The following is a 25,820-nucleotide window of genomic DNA, read 5'->3' as shown; positions in this document are numbered from 1 at the left end:
GGCCCGGACGCGAGAAACGGGGGGTGCATGAGTACGGAAGCGCGTCGGCCCCCCTTCCCTCCTCGCCCCGCGACCCCGCCACCGCCGCCCAGGCCACCCCGGGTACCGCCGCCCCCACCACCGTCCCGCACACCCGTCACATCCGTCTCACCCGACACATCCGGTGACACCGATCCGTCCCGCACATCCGGTGACGCGGTCGAGACCGAGCACGGAGACACCCCTTCGGTGCCCCGCTTCCCGACGCTCCTCCCGCGCCCCAGCACCCCGGTCGACGAGACACCCCCCGCGCCCCCCAGGCCGCCCGCCCCGCCCGCTTCGTCCACGGCGCCATCTTCCGCGCCGGTCCCGGGCCCCACCCCGCCCCCGCCGTCGCCCTCGGCCCGCTTCCCCGACCTGCCGCCGCCCGCGCGCCGCCCGGCGGCCGACGCCGCGCCGCCGCGTCCCGTGGTGGCGCCGCGCCGCCCGACCGACGACCGGGTCACCGACAGGCTCACCGGCCGTCCCGTAGGCCGCCCCAGCCCCACACCGCCGAGCGGCACCCCGCTGACCGCTCCGCCCCCGGTCCGTCCCGCCGCCCGCCCGTTCCGCCGTCCCGTCGGATCCGTCGACCTGACCCCGGGCCCCGGCGCCGGACGGCCCTTTGTGACGTTCGCGCCGCCCGAGACCGGACCCGGCGCCCCCACCGACGACGACACCACCCGACTGCGCCCCATCGGGCCCCGGGTGCGCCCCCGCGCTGCCGCAGCCGCTGCCTGCGTCGTCCTCGGGCTGGGGCTCATCGGCGGCGCCGTGACCGGGAGTTGGCTGACCGGCGACAGCACCGCCGCGTCGGACACCCGGAACGCGTACGCCGCCGCCGACAGCCTCTGGCACAGCACCCCCGTCGACCAGCTCTTCCCGCCGGTGCTCAAGGGCGAGGGCGCGGGACCCGGCGGCGCCGACCGCACCTGGACCCGGATCGCCGTCGCGCCGGACAGCACCTGCGAGAAAGCCTTCGACCCGCTGCTGCGCAAGGCACTCGACCCGGCCGGCTGTCTGCGGCTGCTCCGCGCCACGTACACGGACGCGACACGCAGCCATGTCACCACCGTGGGACTGCTGTTCACCAAGGCCGACGCCGACGGGATGCGGACCCTGCGGGAACGCTTCGCCGACGAGGGCCTCGACCGCCGCAAGGATCTGATGCCCCGCCCGTACGCGGCCAAGGGCACCGTGGCCGAAGGATTCGGTGACGAGCAGCGGGCCTCCTGGACGCTGTCCGTACTCACCGACGTCCCCGTCGTCGTCTACGCGATCTCCGGCTTCGCCGACGGACGGACCGTGACCGACCCGCAGCCCGCCGACGACGCCATGAAGGCCGGCGCCGGCACCGCCCCGGCCCAGGCCGGCCTCGGCCACGAGGCCCAGGGCATCGCCGACCGCGTCGAACGCGGCCTGCGCAAAACCGTCGCAGCGGCCACGGAGAAACACACATGACCGTCCTCACCCGTACCGCACGCCGCGCCCGGCCCGCCGTCACCGGCACGGCCGCCGCCCTGCTCGCCACCGTCGTCGCGCTGCTGCCCGCCACGGCCGCGCACGCCGACAGCATCCGCGCCCGCGAATGGGGCCTGGAGGCGCTGCACGCCGAGCAGGCATGGCGGACCACCAAGGGCAAGGGCATCACCGTCGCCGTCCTCGACACCGGCGTGGACGACCAGCATCCCGACCTTGAGGGCAACGTCCTGCCCGGCAAGGACATCGTGGGCTTCGGTGCCTCGCGCGGCGACGCGTCCTGGGCCGGCCACGGCACCGCGATGGCGGGCATCATCGCCGGTCACGGCCATGGCGCCGACGCTGCCGACGGCGTCATGGGTATCGCGCCCGAGGCCAAGATCCTGCCGGTCCGGGTGATCCTGGAAGACGACGATCCGTCCCGCAAGAAAGCCCGCGAAAACCGGGGCGGCGCCCTCGCCGAAGGCATCCGCTGGGCCGCCGACCAGGACGTCGACGTCATCAACCTCTCCCTCGGCGACGACTCCGAGTCCGCCCACCCCGAACCGGCCGAGGACGCCGCCGTCCAGTACGCGCTGAAGAAGGGCATCGTCGTCGTCGCGTCCTCCGGCAACGGCGGCGAGAAGGGCGACCACATCTCGTACCCCGCCGCCTACCCGGGCGTGATCGCCGCGACCGCCGTCGACCGCTACGGCACCCGCGCCTCCTTCTCCACCCGCCGCTGGTACGCGACCGTCAGCGCACCCGGCGTCGACATCGTCCTCGTGGACCCGGACCGCCGCTACTACGAGGGCTGGGGCACCAGCGCGGCGTCCGCCTTCGTGTCCGGCGCGGTCGCCCTGGTCCGCGCGGCCCACCCCGACCTGAACCCGGCACAGATCAAACGGCTCCTGGAGGACACGGCCCGCAACGCCCCCGCCGGCGGCCGTGACGACTCACGCGGCTTCGGGCTCGTCGACCCGGCCGCCGCGATCACCGAGGGCGCCAAGCTGAAACCCGAACTGAAGGCCGCCGCGTACGGCGAGCAGTACTTCGGAGCAGGCCCCGACGACCCGTCCGACGCCTCCGTCACCGGCTGGGCGGGCCCCCTCGCGGGCGGCCTGGGCGTCGCCCTGCTCGCCACGGCGGTCTACCTGTGGCGAGGCCGCCGAGCCCGGCGCTGACCCAACCCGGCACCGCTACCGAACCCAGGGACCGCTACCGGAACCGTCGCCGGGATCCGCCGTCATGCCGCTCGGTCCGGGGAGCCGTCGGACGCGTCAGACCTTCGCCTTCGCCAGCGCACCGACCGCCGTGACCGCCGCCCGCTCGACCAGCGCGACACCCTTGTCCTTCGACGCGTTGCCGTCCGACAGGACCGCCAGCAGATACGGGTGTCCGTTCACCGTCACATGGCCGATGCTGTTGATGTCCCACAGGCCGGTCGTCGTCCGGGGCAGCCAGCCGTTCTTCAGCGCCCAGTCGGTGTCGGCAGCCGCCGAGACCCCCCAGTCCTGGTCCGTCACGATCCGCCCCATCAGATCCTGGACATACACGCGCGACGCCTCACTCAGCACCGTGCCGATCGTCCCGGTCGTTCCGGTCGCGAACACCGCCCGCAGCAGCTTGAGTTGATCGTCCGCCGTGGTCCGCGTCAGCCCCCACCGGCCCGCGTCGCCGCCCTTCGTACCGGTCAGACCGAGCCGCGCGTTCGCCGCGTTCAGGCCCGGCGCCCGGCCGATCGCCTCCCACAGCGCGCTCGCCGACGCGTTGTCGCTGCTGCGGATCATCGCCGTCGCGTACGTCCGCTCCTGGTCGGTGAGCCGGCGCCCCGCGTCCTGCGCCCGCAGCAGAACCGCCGCCAGGATGTCCACCTTCACGATGCTCGCCGTGTCGTACGCCGTCCCGCCCCCGTACCGCGCGACGCCCCCCGCCCCGTCCAGCGACGCCACCGCCACCGAGAACCGGGCGTCCCCCTCGGTCGGCACATCCGCCAGCGCCTTCGCGAGCACCTTGTCCGGATCCACCGCACTCACCTCACCCGCCGCCGTGGTCGCCCCCGCCCCTGCTGGGGCCGACACCCGTGTGACCGCCGACGACGGCGCCATGGAGGTGGCCGCCACCGACTGGGTGCGGTCCATGGCCGAGCAGCCTATGAGGGAGCCGAGAAGAACAGCGAGCGCGCACGCCGCGAGGGGAAACCGGTGACGGTACATGCCCGGATGCTTGGCGGTGTTCCTGTGTAAATGATGAGAGTCGGATCAGGACCGTCTGAGAAAAATGAGGGAGCCACCGGGACAGCTCCCCCGAAATACCCCCGGGCGCCGGCCTCGGTAGGGTCGACCACCGTGGCGAACAAGAACATCCCCGACCCCGGCTTCTCCGACGACGACGGCTCCGCCGACCCCCGGCTGACCTCGGCCCTCGCGGCCTGGTCCGAGGACCGCACGGCCCACGGACCCGTCCTGGCCGCCCTTAGGGGCGCCCGCCTGCTCGTGCCCGTGGTCGCCGTGCTCGGCGAGGTCGAGGAGGACGCGAACGTGCTGCGCCGCGAGAAGACCAGCGACATGGCCGTCCCCACCCTCAAGGCGGGCACCCGCACCGCCCTGCCCGCGTTCACCTCGACCGAGGCACTGGCCCGCTGGGACCCCGAGGCCCGCCCCGTCGCCGTACCGCTGCACCAGGCGCTCCAGGCCGCCGCGCACGAGAAGGCCGACACGGTCGTCCTCGACCTCGCGGGACCCGTCACCTACGAACTCACCGGACCCGCCCTGCTCGCCCTCGCCGAGGGCCGCACCAGCAGCGACCCGCTCGCCGACCCCGCCGTCACCGACGCGGTCCGTGCCGCCGTCGCCGCCGAGCCCGCCGTGCTCCGCGCCCACCTCGGACGCGGAACCGCCGACGGCACCCTGGCCCTCGTCCTCGACCCGACGGCCGCGCCCGCCGAGGCCGTTCACCGCGTCGCCGGGCTGCTCGCCGCCGACGAGACACTGAGGGCCCGCCTGGTACGCGGCCTCGACCTGGCACTCCTGCCGGCCGGCAGCACCCCACCGGGCGAGCCCTTGTATGTCAGATGACGGGTAGGTCGGACGGCGGGCTACCCGTAGAGCGGGCCCGTGTACTTCTCGCCCGGACCCTGACCCGGCGCGTCCGGAACGAGCGACGCCTCACGGAACGCCAACTGGAGCGACTTCAGACCGTCCCGCAGCGGCGCCGCGTGGAACGAGCTGATCTCCGTGCCGCCCGCGTCCATCAGACCGGCGAGCGAGTGGATCAGCTTGCGCGCCTCGTCCAGGTCCTTGTGGGCCGCGCCATCCTCCGCGAGGCCCAGGTTCACCGCGGCGGCGCTCATCAGATGCACCGCCACCGTCGTGATCACCTCGACCGCGGGAACGTCCGCGATGTCACGGGTCATACTGTCGAAGTCGGGGGCCGGACCATCGGTGCCCTCGGTCTGGCTCTCAGGGGTGACGTCACTCATGCCCCACACGATAGGCCCAGCCCCACAGGGCATCCGAGTGAGGTCCTGGCGTACGGGTGAAGGCCCGGCGCCGTCGATTGGCCCGTCCTGACCCGAACTGCTAACCTGGTGTAACGACCGGTCGGACGCCCCAGAAGCATGCCGAGGTGTCCGGCCCACAAGTGGAGGCTCCGCTCTCCCACCTGACGGCCCTCACGGGTGTCGGGTCACCGGTCAGGCGGCCCCGTCCCATGCGACGTGGCCCGCCCGATGTACGCCCCGCGACCGCGCGGCGGTGTTCCGGTAAGCAAGGAGCCCCGCTGTGATCGTCCGGGGCATTTTTCATGCGCCGGCTCGGTCAGGTCTTTTACGAACACAGACGTTACGCGGCTGTCCGCCAGACCGTCGCGTGGTGCTACCGAGGAGGATCCATCAGCGCCGAGCCCCGCATCAACGACCGGATTCGCGTTCCCGAGGTGCGACTTGTCGGTCCCAGCGGCGAGCAGGTCGGGATTGTCCCGCTTGCCAAGGCCCTGGAGCTTGCGCAGGAGTACGACCTGGACCTGGTCGAGGTCGCGGCGACCGCCCGCCCGCCCGTGTGCAAGCTCATGGACTACGGGAAGTTCAAGTACGAGTCGGCCATGAAGGCCCGTGAGGCGCGCAAGAACCAGGCGCACACGGTCATCAAGGAGATGAAGCTCCGGCCGAAGATCGACCCGCACGACTACGACACCAAGAAGGGTCACGTCGTCCGGTTCCTCAAGCAGGGCGACAAGGTCAAGATCACGATCATGTTCCGTGGTCGTGAGCAGTCCCGGCCGGAACTCGGCTACCGACTGCTCCAGCGGCTCGCGGAGGACGTCCAGGACCTCGGCTTCGTGGAGTCGAACCCGAAGCAGGACGGCCGGAACATGATCATGGTTCTCGGTCCGCACAAGAAGAAGACCGAGGCGATGGCCGAGGCCCGTGAGGCTCAGGCGGCCCGCAAGGCGGACGCGAAGGCCCACCCGGGTCGTTCGCAGAACGCCGCCGAAGAGGAGATCGCCGAGGCTTCGGCCGAGGAGATCGCCGAAGCCCCGGCCGAGGCTTCAGCCGACGCATGACCCCGGGGCGCACACCCCGGGTGCCCAGGACGCGAGTCCCGGGAATCCAGGGACATCAGTCCAGGGATGCCCACCGATCCACATGACGTTCCACCGTGCCCGGTTTCACGACCGGGCACCGGAACGCCCCTGACGAGGAGAAACGGCGCCATGCCGAAGAACAAGACGCACAGCGGTGCCAGCAAGCGCTTCAAGGTCACCGGCTCCGGCAAGGTGCTCCGCGAGCGGGCCGGCAAGCGCCACCTGCTTGAGCACAAGTCGTCCCGTGTGACGCGTCGCCTCACCGGCAACGCCGAGATGGCCCCGGGCGACGCCAAGAAGATCAAGAAGCTTCTCGGCAAGTGACGTCGCGGCCCCCGGTGACGGGGGCACCGCGACGCCAGGACCGGGACCCAATCGATACCGGGCCGTGTGACCACCACCACGGCCCCGCTACAAGGAGTTAACAAGTGGCACGCGTCAAGCGGGCAGTCAACGCCCACAAGAAGCGCCGGGCGATCCTCGAAGCCGCCAGCGGCTACCGCGGTCAGCGTTCGCGCCTGTACCGCAAGGCCAAGGAGCAGGTCACCCACTCCCTGGTCTACAACTACAACGACCGCAAGAAGCGCAAGGGCGACTTCCGTCAGCTGTGGATCCAGCGCATCAACGCCGCTGCCCGCGCCAACGGCATCACCTACAACCGCTTCATCCAGGGTCTGAAGGCCGCCAACGTCGAGGTGGACCGCAAGATCCTCGCGGAGCTGGCGGTCAACGACGCCAACGCGTTCGCGGCCCTCGTCGAGGTCGCGCAGAAGGCCCTGCCGTCGGACGTCAACGCCCCCAAGGCTGCCGCCTGACGCTGCGCTGGGCTTCAGCAGAGAAGACGAAGACGTACACGGACCCGTGGGCTCAGTACCTGCGGGTCCGCTGTGTTGTGCGGTGCGGGTTGTCTCGGCACCGTCGAGATCCGCCGTCGTGGCCGACCGCCGTCGCGACGGACACAGTTGAGGTGACTTCCGATGCCCCGCGCCACCCCCGAACTGATCTCCCCCGGCTCCGCCCGGGTGGCCGCCGCCCGGCGGCTGGCCCGGCGGAACTTCCGCGGTAAGGAGCGGCTGTTCCTCGCCGAAGGGCCGCAGTCCATACGGGAGGCCGCCGGGCACACCTCGGCCGCCGGCGCGACGCTCGTCGAACTGTTCACGACCGTCGAGGCCGCCGAACGGTACGCCGACATCGTCACCGCGGCCCGCTCGGCGGGCGCCCGGGTGCACCTCGCCGACGAACACGTGATCGCCGACATCTCCACCACCGTCACCCCGCAGGGACTCGTCGGGGTCTGCCGCTTCCTCGACACCCCGTTCCCCGAGATCGTCGCCGCCCGGCCCCGGCTCGTCGCCGTACTCGCCCATGTCCGCGACCCCGGCAACGCCGGCACCGTACTGCGCTGCGCCGACGCGGCGGGTGCCGACGCCGTCGTCCTCACCGACGCCTCCGTCGACGTCTACAACCCCAAGGCCGTCCGCGCCTCCGTCGGCTCGCTGTTCCATCTGCCCGTCGCCGTAGGCGTCCCCGTCGAGACCGCCGTCCAGCGGCTGAAGGACGCCGGCGTACGGATCCTCGCCGCCGACGGCGCCGGCGAGGACGACCTCGACACCGAACTCGACCGCGGCACCATGGGCGGCCCCACCGCCTGGATCTTCGGCAACGAGGCATGGGGACTGCCCGAGGAGACCCGCGCCCTCGCCGACGCCGTCGTCCGCGTCCCCATCCACGGCCGCGCCGAGAGCCTGAACCTCGCGACCGCCGCCGCCGTATGTCTCTACGCCTCCGCACGCGCCCAGCGCACGGGCGACGGCTGCCGGGCCTGAGCACACCACCGGACCCCACTTCAGGGCCCGTACCGCACCCGGCTACGTGACTGGTAGGAGACGACCGGTGACCAGGGCCTGTCCGGCGGATCATGTCGGAGACGCGGGGTCTGGCACGCACATCTGCGGCGTTGTCGTCGGTTGCCGACGCTCCGCGTCGACGCCCTCCTCCGCCTTGCACCTGCACGCACCAGACCCCGCTCCCCGGCACTACCAGGATGCTGTTACATTCCTCCGACCTGATCCGCCGGACAGACCCTAGTAGGGTGACCAACTCGGGGGCCCACTGCACCGGTTCGAGAGGTGGGGTACGGGAACATGTCAGTCGGCACCAGTGGCGCCACGCAGGCCCACGCTGCCTCCACGGCACTCGGCATCGCGCCGGACGACCTCCCCGACGGACTGGTCGTCGCCGACGAGAGCGGCCGTGTCGTCACCTTCAACGCCGCCGCGGCCCGGATCACCGCCGTCCCCGCCGCCACCGCGCTCGGCACCCTCCTGGAACGCGCCCTCCCGCTGGAGGACCTCGAAGGCCGCCGCTGGTGGCAGCTCACCGACCCCTACGGCGGCCTCGCCATCCGCGTCGGACAGCCCGAACGTAACCTCCTGCTGCCCGGCGGCCGGGAAGTCCTCGTCTCCGCCCGCTACCTCCGCGCCGCGCCCAACGGACCCGTCCACAAGGTCGTCGTCTGCCTGCGGGACACCGAGGCCCGCCGCCGTACCGAACGCAGCCACGCCGAACTCATCGCCACCGTCGCCCACGAACTGCGCTCCCCGCTGACCTCCGTCAAGGGCTTCACCGCGACGCTGCTCGCCAAATGGGAACGGTTCACCGACGCCCAGAAGCGGCTCATGCTGGAGACCGTCGACGCCGACGCCAACCGCGTCACCCGGCTCATCGCCGAACTCCTCGACATCTCCCGCATCGACTCCGGGCGCCTGGAGCTGCGCCGCCAGCCCGTCGACATCGGGACCGCCGTCGGCCGTCACATCCAGGCCCACGTCGCCGCCGGACAGCCCGCCGACCGCTTCCTCGTCCGGCTCCAGCAACCCCTTCCCGACCTGTGGGCCGACCCCGACAAGGTCGACCAGGTACTGAGCAACCTGCTGGAAAACGCGGTGCGCCACGGCGAGGGAACCGTCAGTATCGATGTGGAGCCCGCACCGAGCCCGCGCGAACCCGGCAGCGCCGATACCGCGGTCACGGTCAGCGACGAGGGCCCAGGCATCCCGGAGGAATCCATGAACCGTGTCTTCACCCGCTTCTGGCGGGGCAGCAAGCGCGGCGGCACCGGGCTCGGCCTGTACATCGTCAAGGGCATCGTGGAGGCCCACGGCGGCACCATCACGGTCGGCCGAGGGCCCGCCGGAGGTGCCCAGTTCCGATTTACGCTGCCCGTGAGCGCTCCGGCCTATCTGAGCTGAGCCGCCCACGGGCTTCGTCGTCCACGAGAGAGCCCGCACACCGGGCCCACCCCGCCCGTTCCGTGGGGGCCTCTCACCCCCGTTAGACTCGGCCTTTGGCACCTTGGCGTCCCCAGATCCGAGACGAAGCGTCTCCAGTTCGGGACGGCGCGCCCATGAGCCGGGACGGGGACCATCCGCCAGCCAATCGGAAGCACGGGAAGAGATGTCGGCACCGAACAAGTCGTACGACCCTGTTGAGGTCGAGGCACTGAAACCGGAAGAGATCGAGCGCATGCGGGACGAGGCGCTCGCCGCCTTCGCCGCCGCCGGTGACCTCGAACAGCTCCAGGAGGCCAAGGTCGCCCACACCGGCGGCACCTCCCCGCTGGCCCTCGCCAATCGCGAGATCGGCGCACTGCCCCCGCAGGCCAAGGCCGAGGCGGGCAAGCGCGTCGGACAGGCCCGCGGCGCCGTGAACAAGGCGCTCGCCGCCCGCCAGGTCGAGCTGGAGGCGGAGCGGGACGCCCGCGTCCTCGTCGAGGAGGCCGTCGACGTCACGCTGCCCTACGACCGCGTCCCGGCCGGCGCCCGGCACCCGCTGACCTCGTTCATGGACCGCGTCGCCGACGTCTTCGTCGCCATGGGCTACGAGATCGCCGAAGGCCCCGAGGTCGAGGCCGAGTGGTTCAACTTCGACGCCCTCAACTTCACGCCCGACCACCCCGCCCGGCAGATGCAGGACACCTTCTTCGTCCAGGGCCCGGCGGACACCCACGGCGACGAGTCCGGTGTGGTGCTGCGCACCCACACCTCACCCGTGCAGGCCCGCGCGCTCCTCGACCGCGAGGCGCCCGTCTACATCGTCTGCCCCGGCCGCGTCTACCGCACCGACGAGCTGGACGCCACGCACACCCCGGTCTTCCACCAGATCGAGCTGCTCGCCGTCGACGAGGGCCTGACCATGGCCGACCTCAAGGGCACCCTGGACCACATGGTCCAGTCGCTCTTCGGATCGGACATGAAGACCCGGCTGCGCCCGAACTACTTCCCCTTCACCGAGCCGTCCGCCGAGATGGACATGCTCTGTTACGTGTGCAAGGGCGCCTCCGTCGGCCACCCCGACCGGCCCTGCCGCACCTGCTCCAGCGAGGGCTGGATCGAACTCGGCGGCTGCGGCATGGTCAACCCGCGCGTGCTCGTCGCCTGCGGGGTCGACCCCGAGAAGTACAGCGGATTCGCCTTCGGGTTCGGCATCGAACGGATGCTGATGTTCCGCCACAACGTCGAAGACATGCGAGACATGGTCGAGGGTGACATCCGGTTCACCCGGCCGTTCGGGATGGAGATCTGATGCGGGTCCCGCTTTCCTGGCTGCGGGAGTATGTCGACCTCCCCGCCACCGAGACCGGCCGCGATGTGCAGGCCAAGCTCGTGTCCGCAGGGCTTGAGGTCGAGACCGTCGAGCAGCTCGGCGCCGACCTCAAGGGCCCCCTGGTCGTCGGCCGGGTGCTGACCATCGAGGAGCTGGAGGGCTTCAAGAAGCCGATCCGCTTCTGCACGGTCGACGTGGGCCAGGCCAATGGTTCGGGTGAGCCGCAGGAGATCGTCTGCGGCGCCCGGAACTTCGCCGTCGGCGACAAGGTCGTCGTCGTGCTGCCCGGCGCGGAGCTGCCCGGCGGCTTCGCGATCGCCGAGCGCACGACGTACGGCCATGTCTCGCGCGGCATGATCTGCTCCAGCGACGAGCTGGGCATGGGCGACGACGGCACCAAGGGCATCATCGTGCTGCCGCCCGAGTACGAGGTCGGCGCCGACGCGGTCGAGCGGCTCGAACTGGTCGACGAGGTCCTCGACATCGCCGTCACCCCTGACCGCGGCTACTGCCTGTCACTGCGCGGAGTCGCCCGGGAGATCGCCACCGCGTACGGCCTGCCGCTGCGCGACCCGGCGCTCCTCGACGTGCCGGGCCCGAACGCCTACGGCTACCCGGTCGAGGTCGCCGACCCGCACGGCTGCGACCGCTTCACCGCGCGGACCGTCACCGGACTCGACCCCGAGGCCCGCTCCCCGATCTGGCTCCAGCGGCGCCTCCAGAAGGCCGGGATGCGGCCCCTGTCGCTCGCCGTCGACATCACCAACTACGTGATGCTGGAACTCGGCCAGCCCCTGCACGCCTACGACCGGACCCGGATCCAGGGCACCATCGGGGTGCGCCGCGCCACGCCCGGCGAGCAGCTCACCACCCTCGACGGCACCCGGCGCACCCTCGACCCCGAGGACCTGCTGATCACGGACGACCGCGGCCCGATCGGCCTCGCCGGCGTCATGGGCGGCGCCGACACCGAGATCGCCGACCCGGTCACGGACCCGGAGACCGGTCGGACCACCGGCACCACCGAGGTCGTCATCGAGGCGGCCCACTTCGACCCGATCTCCGTCGCGCGCACGGCCCGCCGCCACAAGCTGGCCTCCGAGGCGTCCAAGCGCTTCGAACGCGGCGTCGACCCGCTCGCCGCGTCGGCCGCCGCCCAGCGCACCGTCGATCTCCTCGTCCTGCTCGCCGGCGGCACCGCCGACGCGGGCGTCACCGAGGTCGCCGCACCCGCCGCGCCGCGCACGCTGACCATCCCGGCCGACCACCCGGACCAGGTCGCGGGCGTCGCGTACGGCCGGGAGACCGTCGTACGCCGACTTCAGCAGGTCGGCTGCGACGTGTACGGGCAGGACGAGCTGGTCGTCACCCCGCCGTCCTGGCGGCCCGATCTGACCGACCCCAACGACCTCGCCGAAGAGGTCATCCGTCTGGAGGGCTACGAGAACCTGCCCTCGACCCTGCCCAAGCCCCCCGCGGGCCGCGGTCTCACCGACCGGCAGCGGCTGCACCGCCGCGTCGGCCGGGCGCTGGCCGGAGCCGGATACGTCGAGGCGCCGAACTACCCCTTCATCGGTACCCGGGTCCTCGACCAGTTCGGCCTGGCGTCCGACGACCCGAACCGCCGGGTCGTCACGCTCGTCAACCCGCTCTCGGACGAGGAGCCCGCCCTCCGTACGACGCTGCTGCCGGGTCTGCTCGGCGCGCTGCGGCGCAACGACGGGCGCGGCAGCCACGACCTCGCGCTGTTCGAGACCGGCCTGGTCTTCCACCCGCGCGAGGAGCAGCGGATCGCGGGGCGGCTGCCCGTGGACCGCCGGCCCACCGACGAGGAGATCGCGTCGCTCACCGCCGCGCTCCCCGACCAGCCCCGGCATGTCGCCGTCGTCCTCGCGGGCGCCCGTGAGCAGGCCGGCTGGTGGGGCAAGGGCCGTCCCGCCGACTGGGCCGACGCCGTCGAGGCGGCGCGGACCGTCGCCGTCGAGGCGGGCGCCGAACTGGTCGTGCGCCAGGGGCAGTACGGTCCGTGGCACCCCGGCCGGTGCGCCGAACTGGCCGTCGTCGTGGACGGCGCCGAGCGGATCGCCGGACACGCGGGCGAACTCCACCCGCGCGTCGTGAAGGCCCTGGGCCTGCCCGACCGCACCTGCGCCATGGAACTCGACCTGGACCTGATCGAGGAGGCGAGCGCCGGTGTCCCGCAGGGGCCCCGGATCTCCACCTTCCCGGTCGCCACCCAGGACGTCGCCCTGGTCGTGGACTCCTCGGTGCCCGCCGCCGACGTCGAGCAGGCGCTGCGCGAGGGCGCCGGTGAACTCCTGGAATCCCTCCGCCTGTTCGACGTCTTCACCGGCGAACAGATCGGCGCCGGCAAGAAGTCCCTGGCCTACGCCCTCCGCTTCCGCGCCCCCGACCGCACCCTGACGGTCGAGGAAGCGACAGCGGCCCGTGACACGGCGATCACGACGGCGACGGACCGCTGCGGCGCGGTACTGCGCGGCGCCTGACCCGACCACACATGAGCGCGCCCCGCACAGCTTGTGCGGGGCGCGCTCACGTTTCGACCAGGGGGATGTGACGGCGGAGCCCTCGAAGCACCGGAATCGCCGCGTGTGAAGGCTGTTCATTCCTTCGGGTGACAAGTCCGGGCGATCTGTCCCGATCGGGGCATGTGGTCGACACAATCGATCCGGCCGTAAGGCTCGGCCTTCGCGCTGTACAGGGCCTACGAGGGGGGCCGGCCGCATGATCCGTATCAGGGCTGGGGCTTTGAGGACACGGACGAGGACCCGGGCCACCTTCCGGGCCCGCGTCCGCGCGGGACCCCTCCGGTTCCTGGCGTTCCCGGGAGACCCCCGGCGGCTGCGCCGAGGAATCTCGCTGGGGCTGCCGACTCTCTGGGGCGCCGTCGCGATCACCTACAAACTGGTCTGCCCACTCGCCCAGGAGACGGGACTCGGCGCCCGTATCGTCACCAGCGCCGTCTTCTTCGCCGTCGGCACCGCCCTCGTCGTCCACATCCGGCACACCCTGCTCAGAGAACTACGGCAGATGCGGAAGATCGCACACGCCGCCCAGAACGTCCTGCTGCGCCCCCTGCCACCCCGCGTCGACGGGCTCGCCGTCGCCGGCGGCCAGCTCTCCGCCGACCCGGGCGCCGGAGTCGGCGGCGATCTGTACGAGGTCCTGACCACCGAGCACGGCGTACGTGTCGTGATGGGCGACGTCCGGGGGCACGGGCTCGGCGCCCTGTCCACCGTCGCCGCCGTACTCGGCAGTTTCCGCGAGGCCGTGCACGACGAGGCCGAACTCGCCGGCGTACTGCGCCGCCTGGAACGCGCGCTCGCCCGGCACCTGCGGGAGCGCTCACGCGCCGAACACCCCGCGGGCGGCGGCGCGGAGCCCGACAGCCCGCTCGCCGAGGAGTTCGTCACCCTGCTGCTCCTGGAGATCCGGCCGGACGGCGAGGTCGTCGCCCTCAACTGCGGCCATCCATGGCCCTATCTGCTGTCGTCCACACCCGGACCGCGCGGCCCGCGCGGACGCGTGGAACGGCTCGACGGGGGCGAACCCCTGCCACCGCTCGGCCCGTTCCCGCTCCCCGCCGACCTGCCCCTGGTGCGCTGCGGACGGCTCCGCCCCGGTGAGGCGCTCGTGCTGCACACCGACGGTGTCGAGGACGCCCGGGACCGGCGCGGCCGGTTCTTCCCGCTGCACACCGCGCTCGCCGAGGCCGTACGGGTCAGGCCCGTCGTCCCGCAGGCCCTGATCCACGCATTGTTCGCCCAACTCCTGCGGCACGCGGGCGGGTTGCCCGCCGACGACGGGGCGCTCCTGGTCCTGGCCAACGACCGCAGACGCCTCGTCGTCCAGCAGGGTGAACCGATACGGCAGCCCGCGCAGCGGGCCACCTGAGGGCGGGGCGCGCCGTCCGCCCGGCCGCGTGTGTCGGGCAGGCGGCGGGGGGCGGACGGCGCGGAGGGCGGGCCGCCGCACTGTACGAGGGGGAGCCGGCGACCCGGCCGGCCTCTCTGACGAGGTGCTTCAGTCAACCGCCCCCGACACCCACCGCGACAGCGTGCGCACGCTGCGGATACGCGCACTCGGTTCACACCCCGTGTGAAGTCCCGTGTGAAGTCCCGTGTGACGTCCTTGTGTGAAGTCCGCTCCGCTCCACGGCGAAGCTCCACTACGCTGTCCGCACCGAGGCACCGGAGGGCATCATGCAGCCCAACACCCTGCTCGACGCCATACTGGACGAGGCCGGTGTCTCGCACGCGGGACTCGCCGCGCACGTCAACCAGGCGGGCCGGGCCAGAGGACTCGCCCTGCGGTACGAACACACCGCCGTCGCCCGGTGGTTGAAGGGCCAGCGGCCCCGGGGCCAGGTGCCCGACCTGATCTGCGAGGTACTCGCCGCCCGGCTGCACCGGCCCGTCACGCTCGACGACATCGGCCTCGGTGTACCCGGCCGGCCGGCCGCCGTGCACGGCTCGACGCTGTCCGGGTTCGTGGAGCGGGCCACCGCGCTGTGGCGCTCCGACGAACAGCAGCGCCCGCATCTCCTCGGCGCCCCCGCCGTCACCGGAACGCCCGCCGTGATGCCGGTGTGGGAGTGGGAGAACCCGCCCGAGGACGTCGATGTGTCCCGGGGCGGACGCCACCCCGTCGGCATGGCCGACATCGAGATGCTGCGCGCCGCCCGCGCCCACTACGAGCAGATGTACCGCAAGGCCGGCGGCATAGCGACCCGCACCCGCATCGTCGGTTTCCTCAACGCCGAGACCGCGCCCCTGCTGCGCGGCGGCTACACCGACTCCACCGGCCGTCAACTCCACCGCGCCACGGGCGGGTTGGTCGCCATCGCCGGGATCTGCGCGTACGACTCCGACGCGCACGGGCTCGCCCAGCGCTACTTCCACCAGGCGTTGCGCCTGGCCAAGGCGAGCGGTGACCGGGGCCTCGGCGCCTATGTCATCGCGCTGCTCGTCAACCAGTCGCTGTTCATGCGTGAGCACCGGCAGGCCGTCGCCTTCGCGGAGGCCGCCCTGCGCGCGGCGGGCCGGCACATCACACCGGCTCTCGCGTCCGACCTGTACGCGATGCAGGCCAAGGCGTACGCGCACCTCGGCGACGGGGCCGGCGCCCTGTCCTGCATCCGGCGCGCCGAGTCGGCGGCCGACCGGATCCGCCGGGGCCATGAACCCGACGAGACCGGATATGTCCAACCCGGCCTGGTCAACGTCCAGGTGGCCGAGGCGCTGCTGAGCCTAGGCGATCTGCGGGCCGCCGCCGAGCACGCCGCCGCGGCCGTGGACACCCCCGCCCATGACCGGGGCCGGGTGCACCGGCTCGCCATGCTCAGCCAGATCGAACTGCGCCAGGGCCACGCGGACAAGGCCGCCGCCACCGCCGTCCACATGACCGAACAGGCCCGGGGCATGGAGTCCCAGCGGCTGCGCGACCGGCTGCGCGAGGTGCGCGCCCAACTCCTGCGCGGCGGCTGCGCGGGCACCGCCGAGGCCGCCGAACTCATCGACAGGGCGCTACGCGTACCCCTGTGATCACGTTCCTGCTGCGATATTGCCACTTACTTCCAGGAAGGTGGCAGAACCGTGCAGTGGACGAAACAAAGCGAACAACCTGTGTATGCGAACCGCTGGTTCAGCGTGAACCTGGCCGACGTCGAACTGCCGGACGGCCGGCATCTGGACCACTTCCTGATACGCCTGCGGCCCGTCGCCGTCGCCACGGTCGTCAATGACGCCAACGAGATCCTGCTGCTGTGGCGGCACCGCTTCATCACCGACAGCTGGGGCTGGGAACTCGCCGCGGGCGTCGTCGAGGACGGCGAGGACATCGCCGTCGCGGCGGCCCGCGAACTGGAGGAGGAGACCGGCTGGCGGCCGGGACCCTTGCGGCATCTGATGAGCGTCGAGCCGTCGAACGGGCTCACCGATGCCCGGCACCACATCTACTGGGCCGACGAGGGGGCGTACGTCGGCCATCCCGTGGACGACTTCGAGTCGGACCGCCGTGAGTGGGTCCCGCTCAAACTCGTCCCGGACATGGTCGCCCGGGGCGAGGTCCCGGCTGCCAACATGGCGGCGGCCCTGCTGCTCCTGCACCATCTGCGCCTGGGTCAGGACAGCGCACCGTCACCAGGGGGCCGGAACACCTAGGGCCTATCGTCACATTCCCGCCGTTCGCCCGGAGGGCGGGCCTCGCGGCGTCTGGTGCGTGCGATCGCAAGGCGCGGGAATGGTCTCGTAGCGGAGCTACTAGGGCATTTCCGTAACGCCGCGAGCGTGCGTGCCAGGCGTCGCGAGGCAGGCGGGAATGTGACGACAGGCCCTACCGGCCGAGGGCCTGCCATACGGTCACGACGAGGGCGCCGAAGGCGGTGAGTGCGGCGATCGCGGGCAGCGGCCATCGGGTGTGCTCCAGGGCGGCGACCCGTACGCTCAGATCGTCCTGGTCCTTGGCGGTCTGTTCATCACGCTGGGTGAGCAAGGCCAGCCGTCCCTCCATATGGGCGAGGCCCACATCGAGACGGCGACGTAATTCCGCCACGTCTTCCGCGGCCAGGGGATGGTCCTGATCGGTGGTCACGAGTCCGCTCCTTTCGGTGGTCGTCACATCCCTTTCACGCACATCGGAAGTCAACACGCCTGGTGGGCACGGCGGGAGCGTGTGCGGAGGGCATATGCGAGCCCGGTGCCCACACCCCGTGCGAACGGCGCGGGCCCGGCACTCGCGAGAGCGCCGGGCCCCAAGGGGTGAGAACTACGGAGCGTGTCCGGAACCGGAGGCCGAAGCCCCGTCAGCCTCCGGGTCAGTCGTCCGGATGGGTCAGGTGTACGGACGGGTCAGGCGTACGGATAGAAACCCGAGCCGGACTTCCGGCCCAGGCGGCCCGCGTCGACCATCCGCTGAAGCAGCGGGGGAGCGGCGTACAACGGCTCCTTGAATTCCTCGTACATGGAGTCCGCGACCGACGCGACCGTGTCCAGACCGATCAGATCGGCCAGCTTCAGCGGGCCCATCGGGTGGGCGCAGCCCAGCTCCATGCCGTTGTCGATGTCCTCGCGGCTCGCGATGCCCGACTCGAACATCCGGATGGCGGAGAGGAGATACGGGATCAGCAGCGCGTTCACGACGAAGCCCGAGCGGTCCTGGGCGCGGATCGCGTGCTTGCCGAGCACCTTCTCGACCAGCGCCTGCGCCCGGCTGATGGTGCCCTCGGACGTGGTGAGCGCCGGGATCAGCTCGACCAGCTTCTGTACCGGGGCCGGATTGAAGAAGTGGATGCCGATCACCTGGTCGGGCCGCGAGGTCGCGACGGCCAGCTTCACCAGCGGGATGGACGAGGTGTTGGAGGCGAGGATCGCGTCCTGCCGGGTCACCACCTGGTCGAGCACCTGGAAGATCTCGGTCTTGACCTGCTCGTTCTCGACGACCGCCTCGATCACCAGATCACGGTCGGCGAACTCGCCCAGGTCGGTCGTGAAGCTGAGCCGCGCCAGCGTCGCGTCCCGCTCGGCCTCGCTGATCTTGCCCCGCTCGGCGGCCTTGGACAGGGAGTTGTGCAGCCGGGTGCGGCCGATCTCCAGGGCTTCGCCGGTGGTCTCGGCGACCTTGACGTCCAGTCCGGCGCGCGCGCAGACCTCCGCGATGCCTGCCCCCATCTGGCCGCAGCCCACCACTCCGACGCGTGTGATGTCGGTGAGAGTGTCGGTCACTTCGTCCCTTTCGTGAACGTGTTAGCAGGCAGGACCCTCGTAGGGTGACCGCGCCTGCCCCGGCCTGCACCGTACTCCGGATCTCCGGGTGGACGTCCCGCCGGGTCGGGCATGCTGTCCGACGGGACCGACGTGAGACCGGGTGAGACCGACGCGAGACGGCAGGAGTGATGTATGGGGTGGCTGACCCGAAGGGGCTTCACGGCGGCGGCGGTGGCGCTGACCGGACTCACGGCCGCCGGGGACGCGGCGGCCGTGAGAACCGCCGTCACGGAGCGGCGACGGGCCAGTCCGGGGGCGGCGGGCGGTGTCCCGCGCGGCGGGGAGCTGCGCGGCATGTGGCTCGCGACCGTCGCCAACCGGGACTGGCCCTCGCGCCCCGGGCTCCCGGCCGCCGAGCAGCGCGCGGAACTCCTGCGCTTCCTCGACGGCGCGGTGGAGCGCCGGCTGAACGCCGTGATCTTCCAGGTCAGACCGACCGCCGACGCGCTGTGGCCCTCGCCGTACGAGCCCTGGTCGCAGTACCTCACCGGGGTCCAGGGCGGTGACCCGGGCTGGGACCCGCTCGGCACCGCCGTCACCGAGGCACACCACCGGGGCCTGGAACTGCACGCCTGGTTCAACCCGTACCGGGTGGCCAACCACACCGATCCCGCACGGCTGATCGCGAGCCACCCCGCACGGGTGCATCCGGACTGGGTGGTGCCGTACGGCGGCAAGCTGTACTACAACCCGGGGCTGCCCGAGGTACGCGGCTTCGTCCAGGACGCGATGCTCGACGCCGTACACCGCTATCCGGTGGACGCCGTGCACTGGGACGACTACTTCTACCCGTATCCGGTCACCGGGCAGGTCTTCGACGACGACGCCGCCTTCGCCGCGTACGGCGCCGGCTTCCCGGACCGGGCGGCCTGGCGGCGCGACAACATCGACCGGCTGGTGACGGAGACGGCGGCCCGGATCCGGCGGATCCGCCCTGGCGTCCAGCTCGGCGTCAGCCCCTTCGGTATCTGGCGCAACGCGTCCACCGACCCGCTCGGCTCGGACACCCGCGCCGGCGTCCAGACCTACGACGACCTGTACGCGGACACCCGAAGCTGGGTCCGTAACGGCTGGATCGACTACATCTGCCCGCAGCTGTACTGGAACATCGGCTTCGACGCCGTCGACTACGCGAAGCTGCTGCCGTGGTGGGCGAAGGTCGCGGACGGCACCGGCGTCGGCCTGTACGTCGGGGAGGCGCTGTACAAGGCGGGCGACCCGGCGCAGCCCGCGCCCTGGCAGGACCCGGCCGAGCTGTCCCGCCATCTCACCCTCGCCGCCCGGCACCCGGAGGTGCGCGGACATGTCTACTTCTCGGGCAAGGAAGTGCTCACCGATCCGAGCGGGGCGATGGCCCGCGTGGTCGCCGACCACTACGGGCGCCGGGCCCGGCCACCGGTCGTAGACTGACGCTTACGGACAGGCCACGGAACACCGGCAACGGGCGGGCCACCCCAGGGCCCCTCGAACGGTACGAGGAGGGCGCTCCGATGCATGCAATCAAGGGTGACCGTCTGCTGGTGCACGGCAGGATCGTGGGCCAGCACGACAAGGTCGCCGAGATCGTCGAGGTCATGGGCAACCAGGGCAATCCGCCGTACCGCGTCCGCTTCCCGGACGGGCACGAAGCGGTCATGTCCCCGGGTCCCGACTGTGTCGTCCAGCACCGGGACACGGCTCAGTAGGACTCCTTCCCTCCGCGTCAGCCGCGCGCCCGCTGGGTGACCGCGATGCACACCAGCACCGCGAGCGCCGTCAGCGGCGCGGCGGGCGTGAGGTCTTCGCCGAGCAGGAACACCGACCACACCAGGGTCAACAGCGGCTGCGCGAGCTGGAGTTGACTCGCTTTGGGGATGCCGATCACGGCCATGCCCCGATACCAGACGAGCAGACCCAGGAACTGTGACCCGGCCGCCACCCAGAGCAGTCCGGCGACACTGTGCGCGGTGAGGTGGACCGGCTCCAGCGAGAGCGCGACCAGCGCACCGGGCAGGGTCAGCGGCAGACACAGCACGAGGGCCCAGGCGATGACCTGCCAGCCCGGTATCTCCCGCGCGAGCCGGCCGCCCTCGGTGTATCCGGCGGCGCAGATCAGCAGCGCCCCGAACAGATAGGCGTCGGCGCCGGTCAGCGCGCCGCCGCTCTGCTGGACCGTGAACGCGATCACGGCTGCGGCGCCCGCGAACGCGGCGATCCAGAAGGTACGGGACGGCCGGGTGCCGATCCGCAGTGCCGAGAACAGCGCCGTGGTCAGCGGCAGCAGTCCCACGACGACCGCCGCGTGCGCGGTGCTGGACGACTCCAGGGCGAGCGTCGTGAGCTGCGGGAAGCCGAGCACCGTACCGGCGGCGACAACGGCGAGCCCGGCCCAGTGCCGTCGTGGCGGTACGGGCACCCGCAGCGCGAGCAGACAGCCGCCCGCGATCAGTGCGGCGAGGACGCTGCGCACGGTGACCAGGGACCAGGGACCGAATCCCTCCAGGCCCCAGGCGGTGGCGGGGAAGGTGAGCGAGAACGCGATGACGCCGAGAGCCGCCAGAACGGTGCCGCCGCGCCGGGACGCGCGGTCGGGGGCTCCGGTGCCGGAGGACCGCGGGCCGACGGGTGCCGCTCCCGCTCCTGCCGTACCGCCGCCACCGTCAACTGCTATCGGCCCGGCGGGAGTAGCGCTATCCTGTGCTGTCATGCAAGAGCGTAGCAGTGTGGCTGAACTGGCGAAACAGCTCCGACAGGAGCTGGACCGCTACTCACCGGACGAGAAGCTGCCGTCGAGCCGGTCCCTGGTCGAACGGTTCCGCGTCAGCCCGGTGACCGTCTCGCGCGCCCTCGCCCGGCTCGCCGCCGAGGGTCTGGTGGTGACACGGCCGGGCGCCGGTGCCTTCCGCGCGGGGCCCCGTACCCCGGTGGCGCGGGGCGGCGACACCTCCTGGCAGGAGGTCGCGCTCAGCGCGGACGCGGCCACCGAGCCGGTACCGCGCACCGTCGACGCGTCCGGGGTGCTGGTCACGCTCGCCGCGCCGCCCGCCGGAGTCGTCGAGTTCAACGGCGGCTATCTGCACCCGTCGCTGCAACCCGAGCGCGCGATGGCCGCCGCCCTGGCCCGCGCCGGACGCCGGCCCGGCGCCTGGGGCCGCCCGCCCGTCGACGGACTGCCCGAGCTGCGCGAATGGTTCGCGCGGGGGATCGGCGGCGCGATCACCGCCGCCGAGGTCCTGATCACCTCGGGCGGCCAGTGCGGACTCACCACCGCCCTGCGGGCCCTGGCACCCCCCGGCGCCCCCGTCCTGGTCGAGTCGCCCACCTACCCCGGCATGCTCGCCATCGCCCGCGCCGCCGGGCTGCGTCCGGTGCCGGTCCCGGTCGACACCGACGGCGTACGGCCACGGCTCCTCGCCGACGCGTTCCGGGCGACCGGCGCACGGCTCTTCGTCTGCCAGCCGCTGTTCCAGAACCCGACCGGCGCCGTCCTCGCGCCGGAGCGCCGGGCCGAGGTCCTGGGGATCGCCCGCGCCGCCGGGGCGTTCGTCGTGGAGGACGACTTCGCACGCCGGCTCGTCCACCGGGACGCCGGGCCGCTACCGCCCCCGCTGGTCGCCGACGACCCCGACGGTGTCGTCGTCCATGTCTGCTCGCTCACCAAGGCGACCTCACCGAGCTTCCGGGTCAGCGCCCTCGCCGCCCGCGGCCCGGTCCTGGAGCGGCTGCGCGCCATCCAGGTTGTCGACCACTTCTTCGTCCCCCGGCCCCTTCAGGAGGCGGCGCTCGAACTCGTCGGCTCGCCCGCCTGGCCCCGCCATCTGCGCGCCGTCTCCGAGGAGTTGCAAGGCCGGCGCGACCGGATCACGGCCGCGCTGCGCATGGCGCTGCCCGACCTCACCGTCCCGCACATCCCGTCCGGCGGCTACCACCTGTGGCTGCGCCTGCCCGACGGCACCGACGAGGCCGCCCTGGCCGCCGCCGCGCTGCGCCGAGGCGTCGCCGTCGCCCCCGGCCGCCCGTACTTCTGCGCCGAACCACCCGCCGCCCACCTCCGGTTGAGCTTCGCGGGTGTCGCGGGGCCCCCGGAGATCACCGAAGGGGTACGGAGGCTGCGCGCGGCATGGGACGACGTACGGGGCGCTCAGGCGCCCGCCCCTTACCATCCGTGAAGCCTTGACCTGGACGTTTCCCCGGCCCCACGATCACCGCATGCAGGTTCGCGTCACACTCATCGCCACCGCCCGCAGTTCCTCGCTGCTCGCGGAACGCTTCGATGACGACCGGCCGCTCGACCAGGCCGGATGGTACGAGGTGCAGGTCGCCGCCCATGCCCTGGTCCCGCTCGGTGTCGCCGAGCTGCGCTACTGCTCACCGACCCCGCGCAGCCGCGCCACCGGCACCGCACTCGGCTTCGCGCCCCTCGTCCAACCCGCCCTGAGCGACTGCGACATGGGCCGCTGGCGCGGCTGCACCCTGGCCGAGGTGACCGTCCATGAACCGGACGCCGTCGACCTGTGGCTGGGCGACCCGCGCGCGGCTCCGCACGGCGGCGAATCGCTCCTTGCCTTCATCTCCCGGATAGGGCACTGGCTGGACACCCGCCCCGCCGAGGACGGGGTCCGTATCGTCGCCGTCGCCGAACCCACGGTGGTCCGGGCGGCCCTCGTCTACGCGCTCAAGGCGGCGCCGACGACGTACTGGAGCATAGACGTGCTGCCCCTGTCGACGGTGACGCTCACGGGGAGCCCGGGGCGGTGGAGTCTGCGGCTGGACGGGGGTCCCTCGATGTAGCGCGGCGGGAGCATTACGCGGTGTCGCGGCGGTACACGGTGCTCAGGACGAGGTCCTTGGCCGGGCCTCGTACCCGCCACTCGGTGCGCCAGTCGTCGTCGCCGTCGACCGTGAACACGCCCCGGTACAGATCCGCCACGCAGGGGTGGTCGGCGACCCAGTGGCCCGTACGCAGGTCCAGGTCGTGGAAGGGGCGTCCGTCGGCGAACTCGACGCGGGCCGTGCCGGACGGTTCGCCCGGCAGAAAGCGGAGGGTGCGCTCGGCGGGGCGGGCGACACCTTGCCAGACGAAGGTGCCGGACTCGTGGTGCAGCAGCCCGCGTACGGTGGCGCCGGTGAGGGCGCCGGGCGTGTCCGTGGCGGCCGGTTCCAGGGGCCGGAAGTCAGTGGTGCCGGTGAACCGGCCCTCCGCCCCGCCCGCCAGATCACGGACCACCCGCTCCACCCGCCACCGCCCGCCGAGATACGCCAGCACATCGGGCACGCCTTGGAACTCGCCCACGATCCCTTCCGTTTCCCCTGCTCGTGCCGCGTAGCGGTGTACGCGGCACGATCGAGCTTACGCACGAGGGTGGCGGGGCGGGACCGGGGCCGGGGATCAGCCCGCGTAGTCGCGGACGACCTGCTGGGCCGACCGGGCGCGTGCGGCGGCCAGTTCACCGGCCACCGCGTCCGCCGTCGCGTCCTCGATCCGGACCAGGCCCGCGCACTGCTCACCCTCGGTGAGGCACCGGCGGCGCAGATGGGTCGGCGGATGTGTCGCGTCCACACTGTGGCCACGCAGGGCACCGACCCGGCGCAGCCGCTCGAACTCGTGCTCCGGCACCGACGCGGTGTGCGCGGCCAGCCGCTCCCACAGTCCGTCGGCCACCTCGGTGCGGCCCCCTGTCCCCCTCCTGGTCTGCGCCGAGACCGACGCGCGCCGCAGCTCGGTGCCGACCGCGCTGCCGAGCAGCAGCACATCCATCACCTCGGTGGCGGCGGCGGCCGAACCGGCGCGGGCGGCCGTCCGGTCGGCGAGGTACTCGGCGCGCTGCGAGGCCCGCAGCGTCAGATGGTCGAGCAGCAGCAGAAGGCCCCGTACCGCACAGCGCGGCAGGAACATCAGGGCGTTGGCGAACCGCTCGATCAGGGTCGGCGACGCGATCGGCGAGAGCATGTGCAGCCACAGCGCGAGCGACCGCAGGGCGCCGCCGATCACCTGCTGGTGCCGGATGTCGCCGTGCGCGTAATGGCCCACCTCGTGCCCGAGTACGGCGACGCGCTGCTCCCAGCTCATCACCTCCCACAGCCCGAGCCCGACCCGCAGCACCCGCCGCTGCCGGATTCCGTACGTGGTGACACTCGCGTTGAACTCGGGGCCGACCGCGACCGCGTCCACGCCACGGGTGCCCGCGACGGCCGCGATCTCGTCGATCAGCGCGAACAGCCGGGGCGCCTCGGCGCGCGAGAGGACGGGGGTGTCGTCGGGCAGCCGTCCGAAACGGGGCCGCAGCGCGAAGGCGACGATCAACAGCACGGCCCCGATGATCGGTTGGATCACCGTGCTCCAGCCCAGGACCACCAGCAGCACCCCGGCAACGGTCAGGACCACCGTGACCAGATGCACGGCCAGCGCGATGCCGTACGCGACGACGCCCGCCGTGTCCCGGCGGGGGCGCGGATCGGTCGCCGTCGTCATCTCGGTCAGCAACTGCTCGCCGTGCCGGTGCGCGAGGCGTCGCCGCACGGCCTCCACCCGGCCCGGCGCCGCGTCCTCGGGACTCGGGTCCACATTCCATCCGCACCCGGCGCACCAGGCGACGAACCGGGGATCCTCCGGCACATCCGCCCCGCACTCCGGGCAGGCTCTCGCCCGTCCCACGGCAACACTCGACTCCGCCACGACAGTCCCCTCCCCTTGAACGGCCCCTTCCCGGAACCGCCCCCCAACAGCCCGCTTGAGCGGCCCCGCAGCGTAGCGCGCCGGTGACCGCCGGGCGGACGGTCCCACCGCGCCGTCCGAACGCCCGTTGTCGTACCCCTGTGGCAGGGTGCCGGGAGGATGCCGACCGAAGGAGCGCACCCATGTCGGGCACCGATTCAGTCCGTACGTCCCTGGCCGCCATGGCGGCCCTGCTGGCGCCCGCGCATCCCGACGTGGCGCAGCGGGTGCTGCGCGCCCATGACGACCCGGAGGGCTATGTGCGCGCGTACGCCGACGAGTTGGCGGACCGGGGTATCGACGAGCCGATCCCGGACCTGGCCTGGATCGCGCTCTGCGACGCCCTCGCGGGGCACCGGCTGCTCGCCGAGTTCGACTGGAAGGAGGATCCGCACGAGATCCGCGCCCAGCTCGGACACCTCGCGTCCCGCCCCTCCGTCGACCCCTGGGTGCTGCTTGAGGACGGCGACACGGAACTGCCGACCTTCGAATTCCTGGAGGTCTGCGGCCGGCACCACCAGGCGATCGGCGCGGCGCTCGCCGTCCTCGACATCGAGTCGGACTGCTATCCGGTGGTGTGCCTGCGCGCCGCCCACGCGAAGGAACTGACCTCGCTCGCGACGAGCGCGGGCTTCCGCGCCTGGACGCTGGGTGACGGCGTCAGCTGATTGCGTCAG

Annotated in this window: 25 protein-coding genes; 18 read left to right on the top strand and 7 right to left on the bottom strand. The window is 72.3% G+C overall.

The genetic code is table 11. The features are described 5' to 3' along the window. Positions 1-228 precede the first annotated feature (228 nt). Both ACFVT5_RS34480 and mycP read left to right on the top strand, forming a co-directional pair. The gene (locus ACFVT5_RS34480; protein ID WP_389896252.1) at positions 229-1,479 is read left to right on the top strand and encodes a hypothetical protein; all 1,251 of its coding nucleotides are present in this window, start codon (positions 229-231) and stop codon (positions 1,477-1,479) included. Beyond that, positions 1,476-2,660 carry a type VII secretion-associated serine protease mycosin gene (gene mycP / locus ACFVT5_RS34475; protein ID WP_389896249.1) on the top strand — a complete coding sequence of 395 codons (1,185 nt, stop codon included), beginning with the start codon at positions 1,476-1,478 and terminating at the stop codon, positions 2,658-2,660. Before ACFVT5_RS34480 ends, mycP begins: the two co-directional genes overlap by 4 nt. Positions 2,661-2,756: 96 nt before the next feature. On the opposite strand, the gene ACFVT5_RS34470 is transcribed toward mycP, so the two are convergent. After that, entirely contained in the window at positions 2,757-3,617 is an 861-nt protein-coding gene (locus ACFVT5_RS34470) for a serine hydrolase (RefSeq protein ID WP_389896247.1), read from the bottom strand. Positions 3,618-3,824: 207 nt separating this feature from the next. Between ACFVT5_RS34470 and ACFVT5_RS34465 the strand changes: the two genes are divergently transcribed. Then, complete coding sequence (locus tag ACFVT5_RS34465; protein WP_389896244.1) at positions 3,825-4,553, top strand: SseB family protein; 729 nt, start codon at positions 3,825-3,827, stop codon at positions 4,551-4,553. Positions 4,554-4,573: 20 nt separating this feature from the next. On the opposite strand, the gene ACFVT5_RS34460 is transcribed toward ACFVT5_RS34465, so the two are convergent. After that, complete coding sequence (locus ACFVT5_RS34460) at positions 4,574-4,957, bottom strand: DUF1844 domain-containing protein (protein ID WP_389896242.1); 384 nt, start codon at positions 4,955-4,957, stop codon at positions 4,574-4,576. 323 nt (positions 4,958-5,280) lie between these two features. Between ACFVT5_RS34460 and infC the strand changes: the two genes are divergently transcribed. The 10 genes from infC (at position 5,281) to ACFVT5_RS34410 (ending at position 16,847) form a co-directional block, all read left to right on the top strand. Further along, on the top strand, positions 5,281-6,039 hold the full coding sequence (gene infC / locus ACFVT5_RS34455) for a translation initiation factor IF-3 (protein WP_389896240.1): 759 nt from the start codon (positions 5,281-5,283) through the stop codon (positions 6,037-6,039). A 150-nt stretch (positions 6,040-6,189) separates the two neighbouring features. Continuing rightward, on the top strand, positions 6,190-6,384 hold the full coding sequence (gene rpmI / locus ACFVT5_RS34450; protein ID WP_055574739.1) for a 50S ribosomal protein L35: 195 nt from the start codon (positions 6,190-6,192) through the stop codon (positions 6,382-6,384). 104 nt (positions 6,385-6,488) lie between these two features. After that, on the top strand, positions 6,489-6,875 hold the full coding sequence (gene rplT / locus ACFVT5_RS34445) for a 50S ribosomal protein L20 (protein ID WP_114626556.1): 387 nt from the start codon (positions 6,489-6,491) through the stop codon (positions 6,873-6,875). A gap of 162 nt (positions 6,876-7,037) precedes the next feature. After that, complete coding sequence (locus ACFVT5_RS34440) at positions 7,038-7,886, top strand: TrmH family RNA methyltransferase (protein WP_389896238.1); 849 nt, start codon at positions 7,038-7,040, stop codon at positions 7,884-7,886. 318 nt (positions 7,887-8,204) lie between these two features. Further along, positions 8,205-9,311 carry an ATP-binding protein gene (locus ACFVT5_RS34435; RefSeq protein ID WP_389896235.1) on the top strand — a complete coding sequence of 369 codons (1,107 nt, stop codon included), beginning with the start codon at positions 8,205-8,207 and terminating at the stop codon, positions 9,309-9,311. A gap of 205 nt (positions 9,312-9,516) precedes the next feature. After that, complete coding sequence (gene pheS / locus ACFVT5_RS34430) at positions 9,517-10,644, top strand: phenylalanine--tRNA ligase subunit alpha (RefSeq protein WP_389896232.1); 1,128 nt, start codon at positions 9,517-9,519, stop codon at positions 10,642-10,644. Further along, a complete protein-coding gene (pheT, locus tag ACFVT5_RS34425) occupies positions 10,644-13,172 on the top strand; it encodes a phenylalanine--tRNA ligase subunit beta (RefSeq protein ID WP_389896229.1) in 2,529 nt (842 codons plus the stop codon). The genes pheS and pheT overlap by 1 nt, the downstream gene beginning before the upstream one ends. A gap of 238 nt (positions 13,173-13,410) precedes the next feature. Beyond that, complete coding sequence (locus ACFVT5_RS34420; RefSeq protein ID WP_389896226.1) at positions 13,411-14,580, top strand: PP2C family protein-serine/threonine phosphatase; 1,170 nt, start codon at positions 13,411-13,413, stop codon at positions 14,578-14,580. Positions 14,581-14,888: 308 nt separating this feature from the next. Then, positions 14,889-16,229 carry a transcriptional regulator gene (locus ACFVT5_RS34415; protein WP_389896223.1) on the top strand — a complete coding sequence of 447 codons (1,341 nt, stop codon included), beginning with the start codon at positions 14,889-14,891 and terminating at the stop codon, positions 16,227-16,229. Positions 16,230-16,280: 51 nt separating this feature from the next. After that, entirely contained in the window at positions 16,281-16,847 is a 567-nt protein-coding gene (locus ACFVT5_RS34410) for an NUDIX hydrolase (RefSeq protein ID WP_389896220.1), read from the top strand. 172 nt (positions 16,848-17,019) lie between these two features. Here the strand turns inward: ACFVT5_RS34410 and ACFVT5_RS34405 are convergent, their stop codons facing one another. Continuing rightward, a complete protein-coding gene (locus ACFVT5_RS34405; protein WP_389896218.1) occupies positions 17,020-17,277 on the bottom strand; it encodes a hypothetical protein in 258 nt (85 codons plus the stop codon). A 257-nt stretch (positions 17,278-17,534) separates the two neighbouring features. Beyond that, positions 17,535-18,407, bottom strand: a complete 873-nt coding sequence (locus tag ACFVT5_RS34400) for a 3-hydroxybutyryl-CoA dehydrogenase (protein ID WP_389896216.1) — start codon at positions 18,405-18,407, stop codon at positions 17,535-17,537. 174 nt (positions 18,408-18,581) lie between these two features. On the opposite strand from ACFVT5_RS34400, the gene ACFVT5_RS34395 reads away from it, so the two are divergent. Then, positions 18,582-19,859, top strand: a complete 1,278-nt coding sequence (locus ACFVT5_RS34395) for a glycoside hydrolase family 10 protein (RefSeq protein ID WP_389896213.1) — start codon at positions 18,582-18,584, stop codon at positions 19,857-19,859. Between the two features lie 80 nt (positions 19,860-19,939). Continuing rightward, a complete protein-coding gene (locus ACFVT5_RS34390; protein WP_389896210.1) occupies positions 19,940-20,134 on the top strand; it encodes a DUF1918 domain-containing protein in 195 nt (64 codons plus the stop codon). A 17-nt stretch (positions 20,135-20,151) separates the two neighbouring features. Here the strand turns inward: ACFVT5_RS34390 and ACFVT5_RS34385 are convergent, their stop codons facing one another. Beyond that, positions 20,152-21,135, bottom strand: coding sequence for a DMT family transporter (locus ACFVT5_RS34385; RefSeq protein ID WP_389896208.1), 984 nt, complete (start codon positions 21,133-21,135; stop codon positions 20,152-20,154). On the opposite strand from ACFVT5_RS34385, the gene ACFVT5_RS34380 reads away from it, so the two are divergent. Continuing rightward, a complete protein-coding gene (locus ACFVT5_RS34380) occupies positions 21,134-22,597 on the top strand; it encodes a PLP-dependent aminotransferase family protein (protein ID WP_389896205.1) in 1,464 nt (487 codons plus the stop codon). The genes ACFVT5_RS34385 and ACFVT5_RS34380 overlap by 2 nt on opposite strands. Positions 22,598-22,637: 40 nt before the next feature. After that, positions 22,638-23,219, top strand: coding sequence for a histidine phosphatase family protein (locus ACFVT5_RS34375; RefSeq protein WP_389896203.1), 582 nt, complete (start codon positions 22,638-22,640; stop codon positions 23,217-23,219). A gap of 13 nt (positions 23,220-23,232) precedes the next feature. Here the strand turns inward: ACFVT5_RS34375 and ACFVT5_RS34370 are convergent, their stop codons facing one another. Beyond that, on the bottom strand, positions 23,233-23,721 hold the full coding sequence (locus ACFVT5_RS34370; RefSeq protein WP_389896201.1) for a DUF6314 family protein: 489 nt from the start codon (positions 23,719-23,721) through the stop codon (positions 23,233-23,235). A gap of 96 nt (positions 23,722-23,817) precedes the next feature. Next, the gene (locus ACFVT5_RS34365; RefSeq protein ID WP_389896198.1) at positions 23,818-24,993 is read right to left on the bottom strand and encodes a M48 family metallopeptidase; all 1,176 of its coding nucleotides are present in this window, start codon (positions 24,991-24,993) and stop codon (positions 23,818-23,820) included. A gap of 293 nt (positions 24,994-25,286) precedes the next feature. Between ACFVT5_RS34365 and ACFVT5_RS34360 the strand changes: the two genes are divergently transcribed. Beyond that, a complete protein-coding gene (locus ACFVT5_RS34360) occupies positions 25,287-25,811 on the top strand; it encodes a DUF6630 family protein (RefSeq protein ID WP_389896196.1) in 525 nt (174 codons plus the stop codon). Positions 25,812-25,820 lie beyond the last annotated feature (9 nt).

The organism is Streptomyces sp. NPDC058001 (assembly GCF_042886315.1).
Taxonomy (GTDB): domain Bacteria; phylum Actinomycetota; class Actinomycetes; order Streptomycetales; family Streptomycetaceae; genus Streptomyces.
Note: the sequence above shows the minus strand (reverse complement) of the source record. Positions and strands in the feature narration are given on the sequence as shown.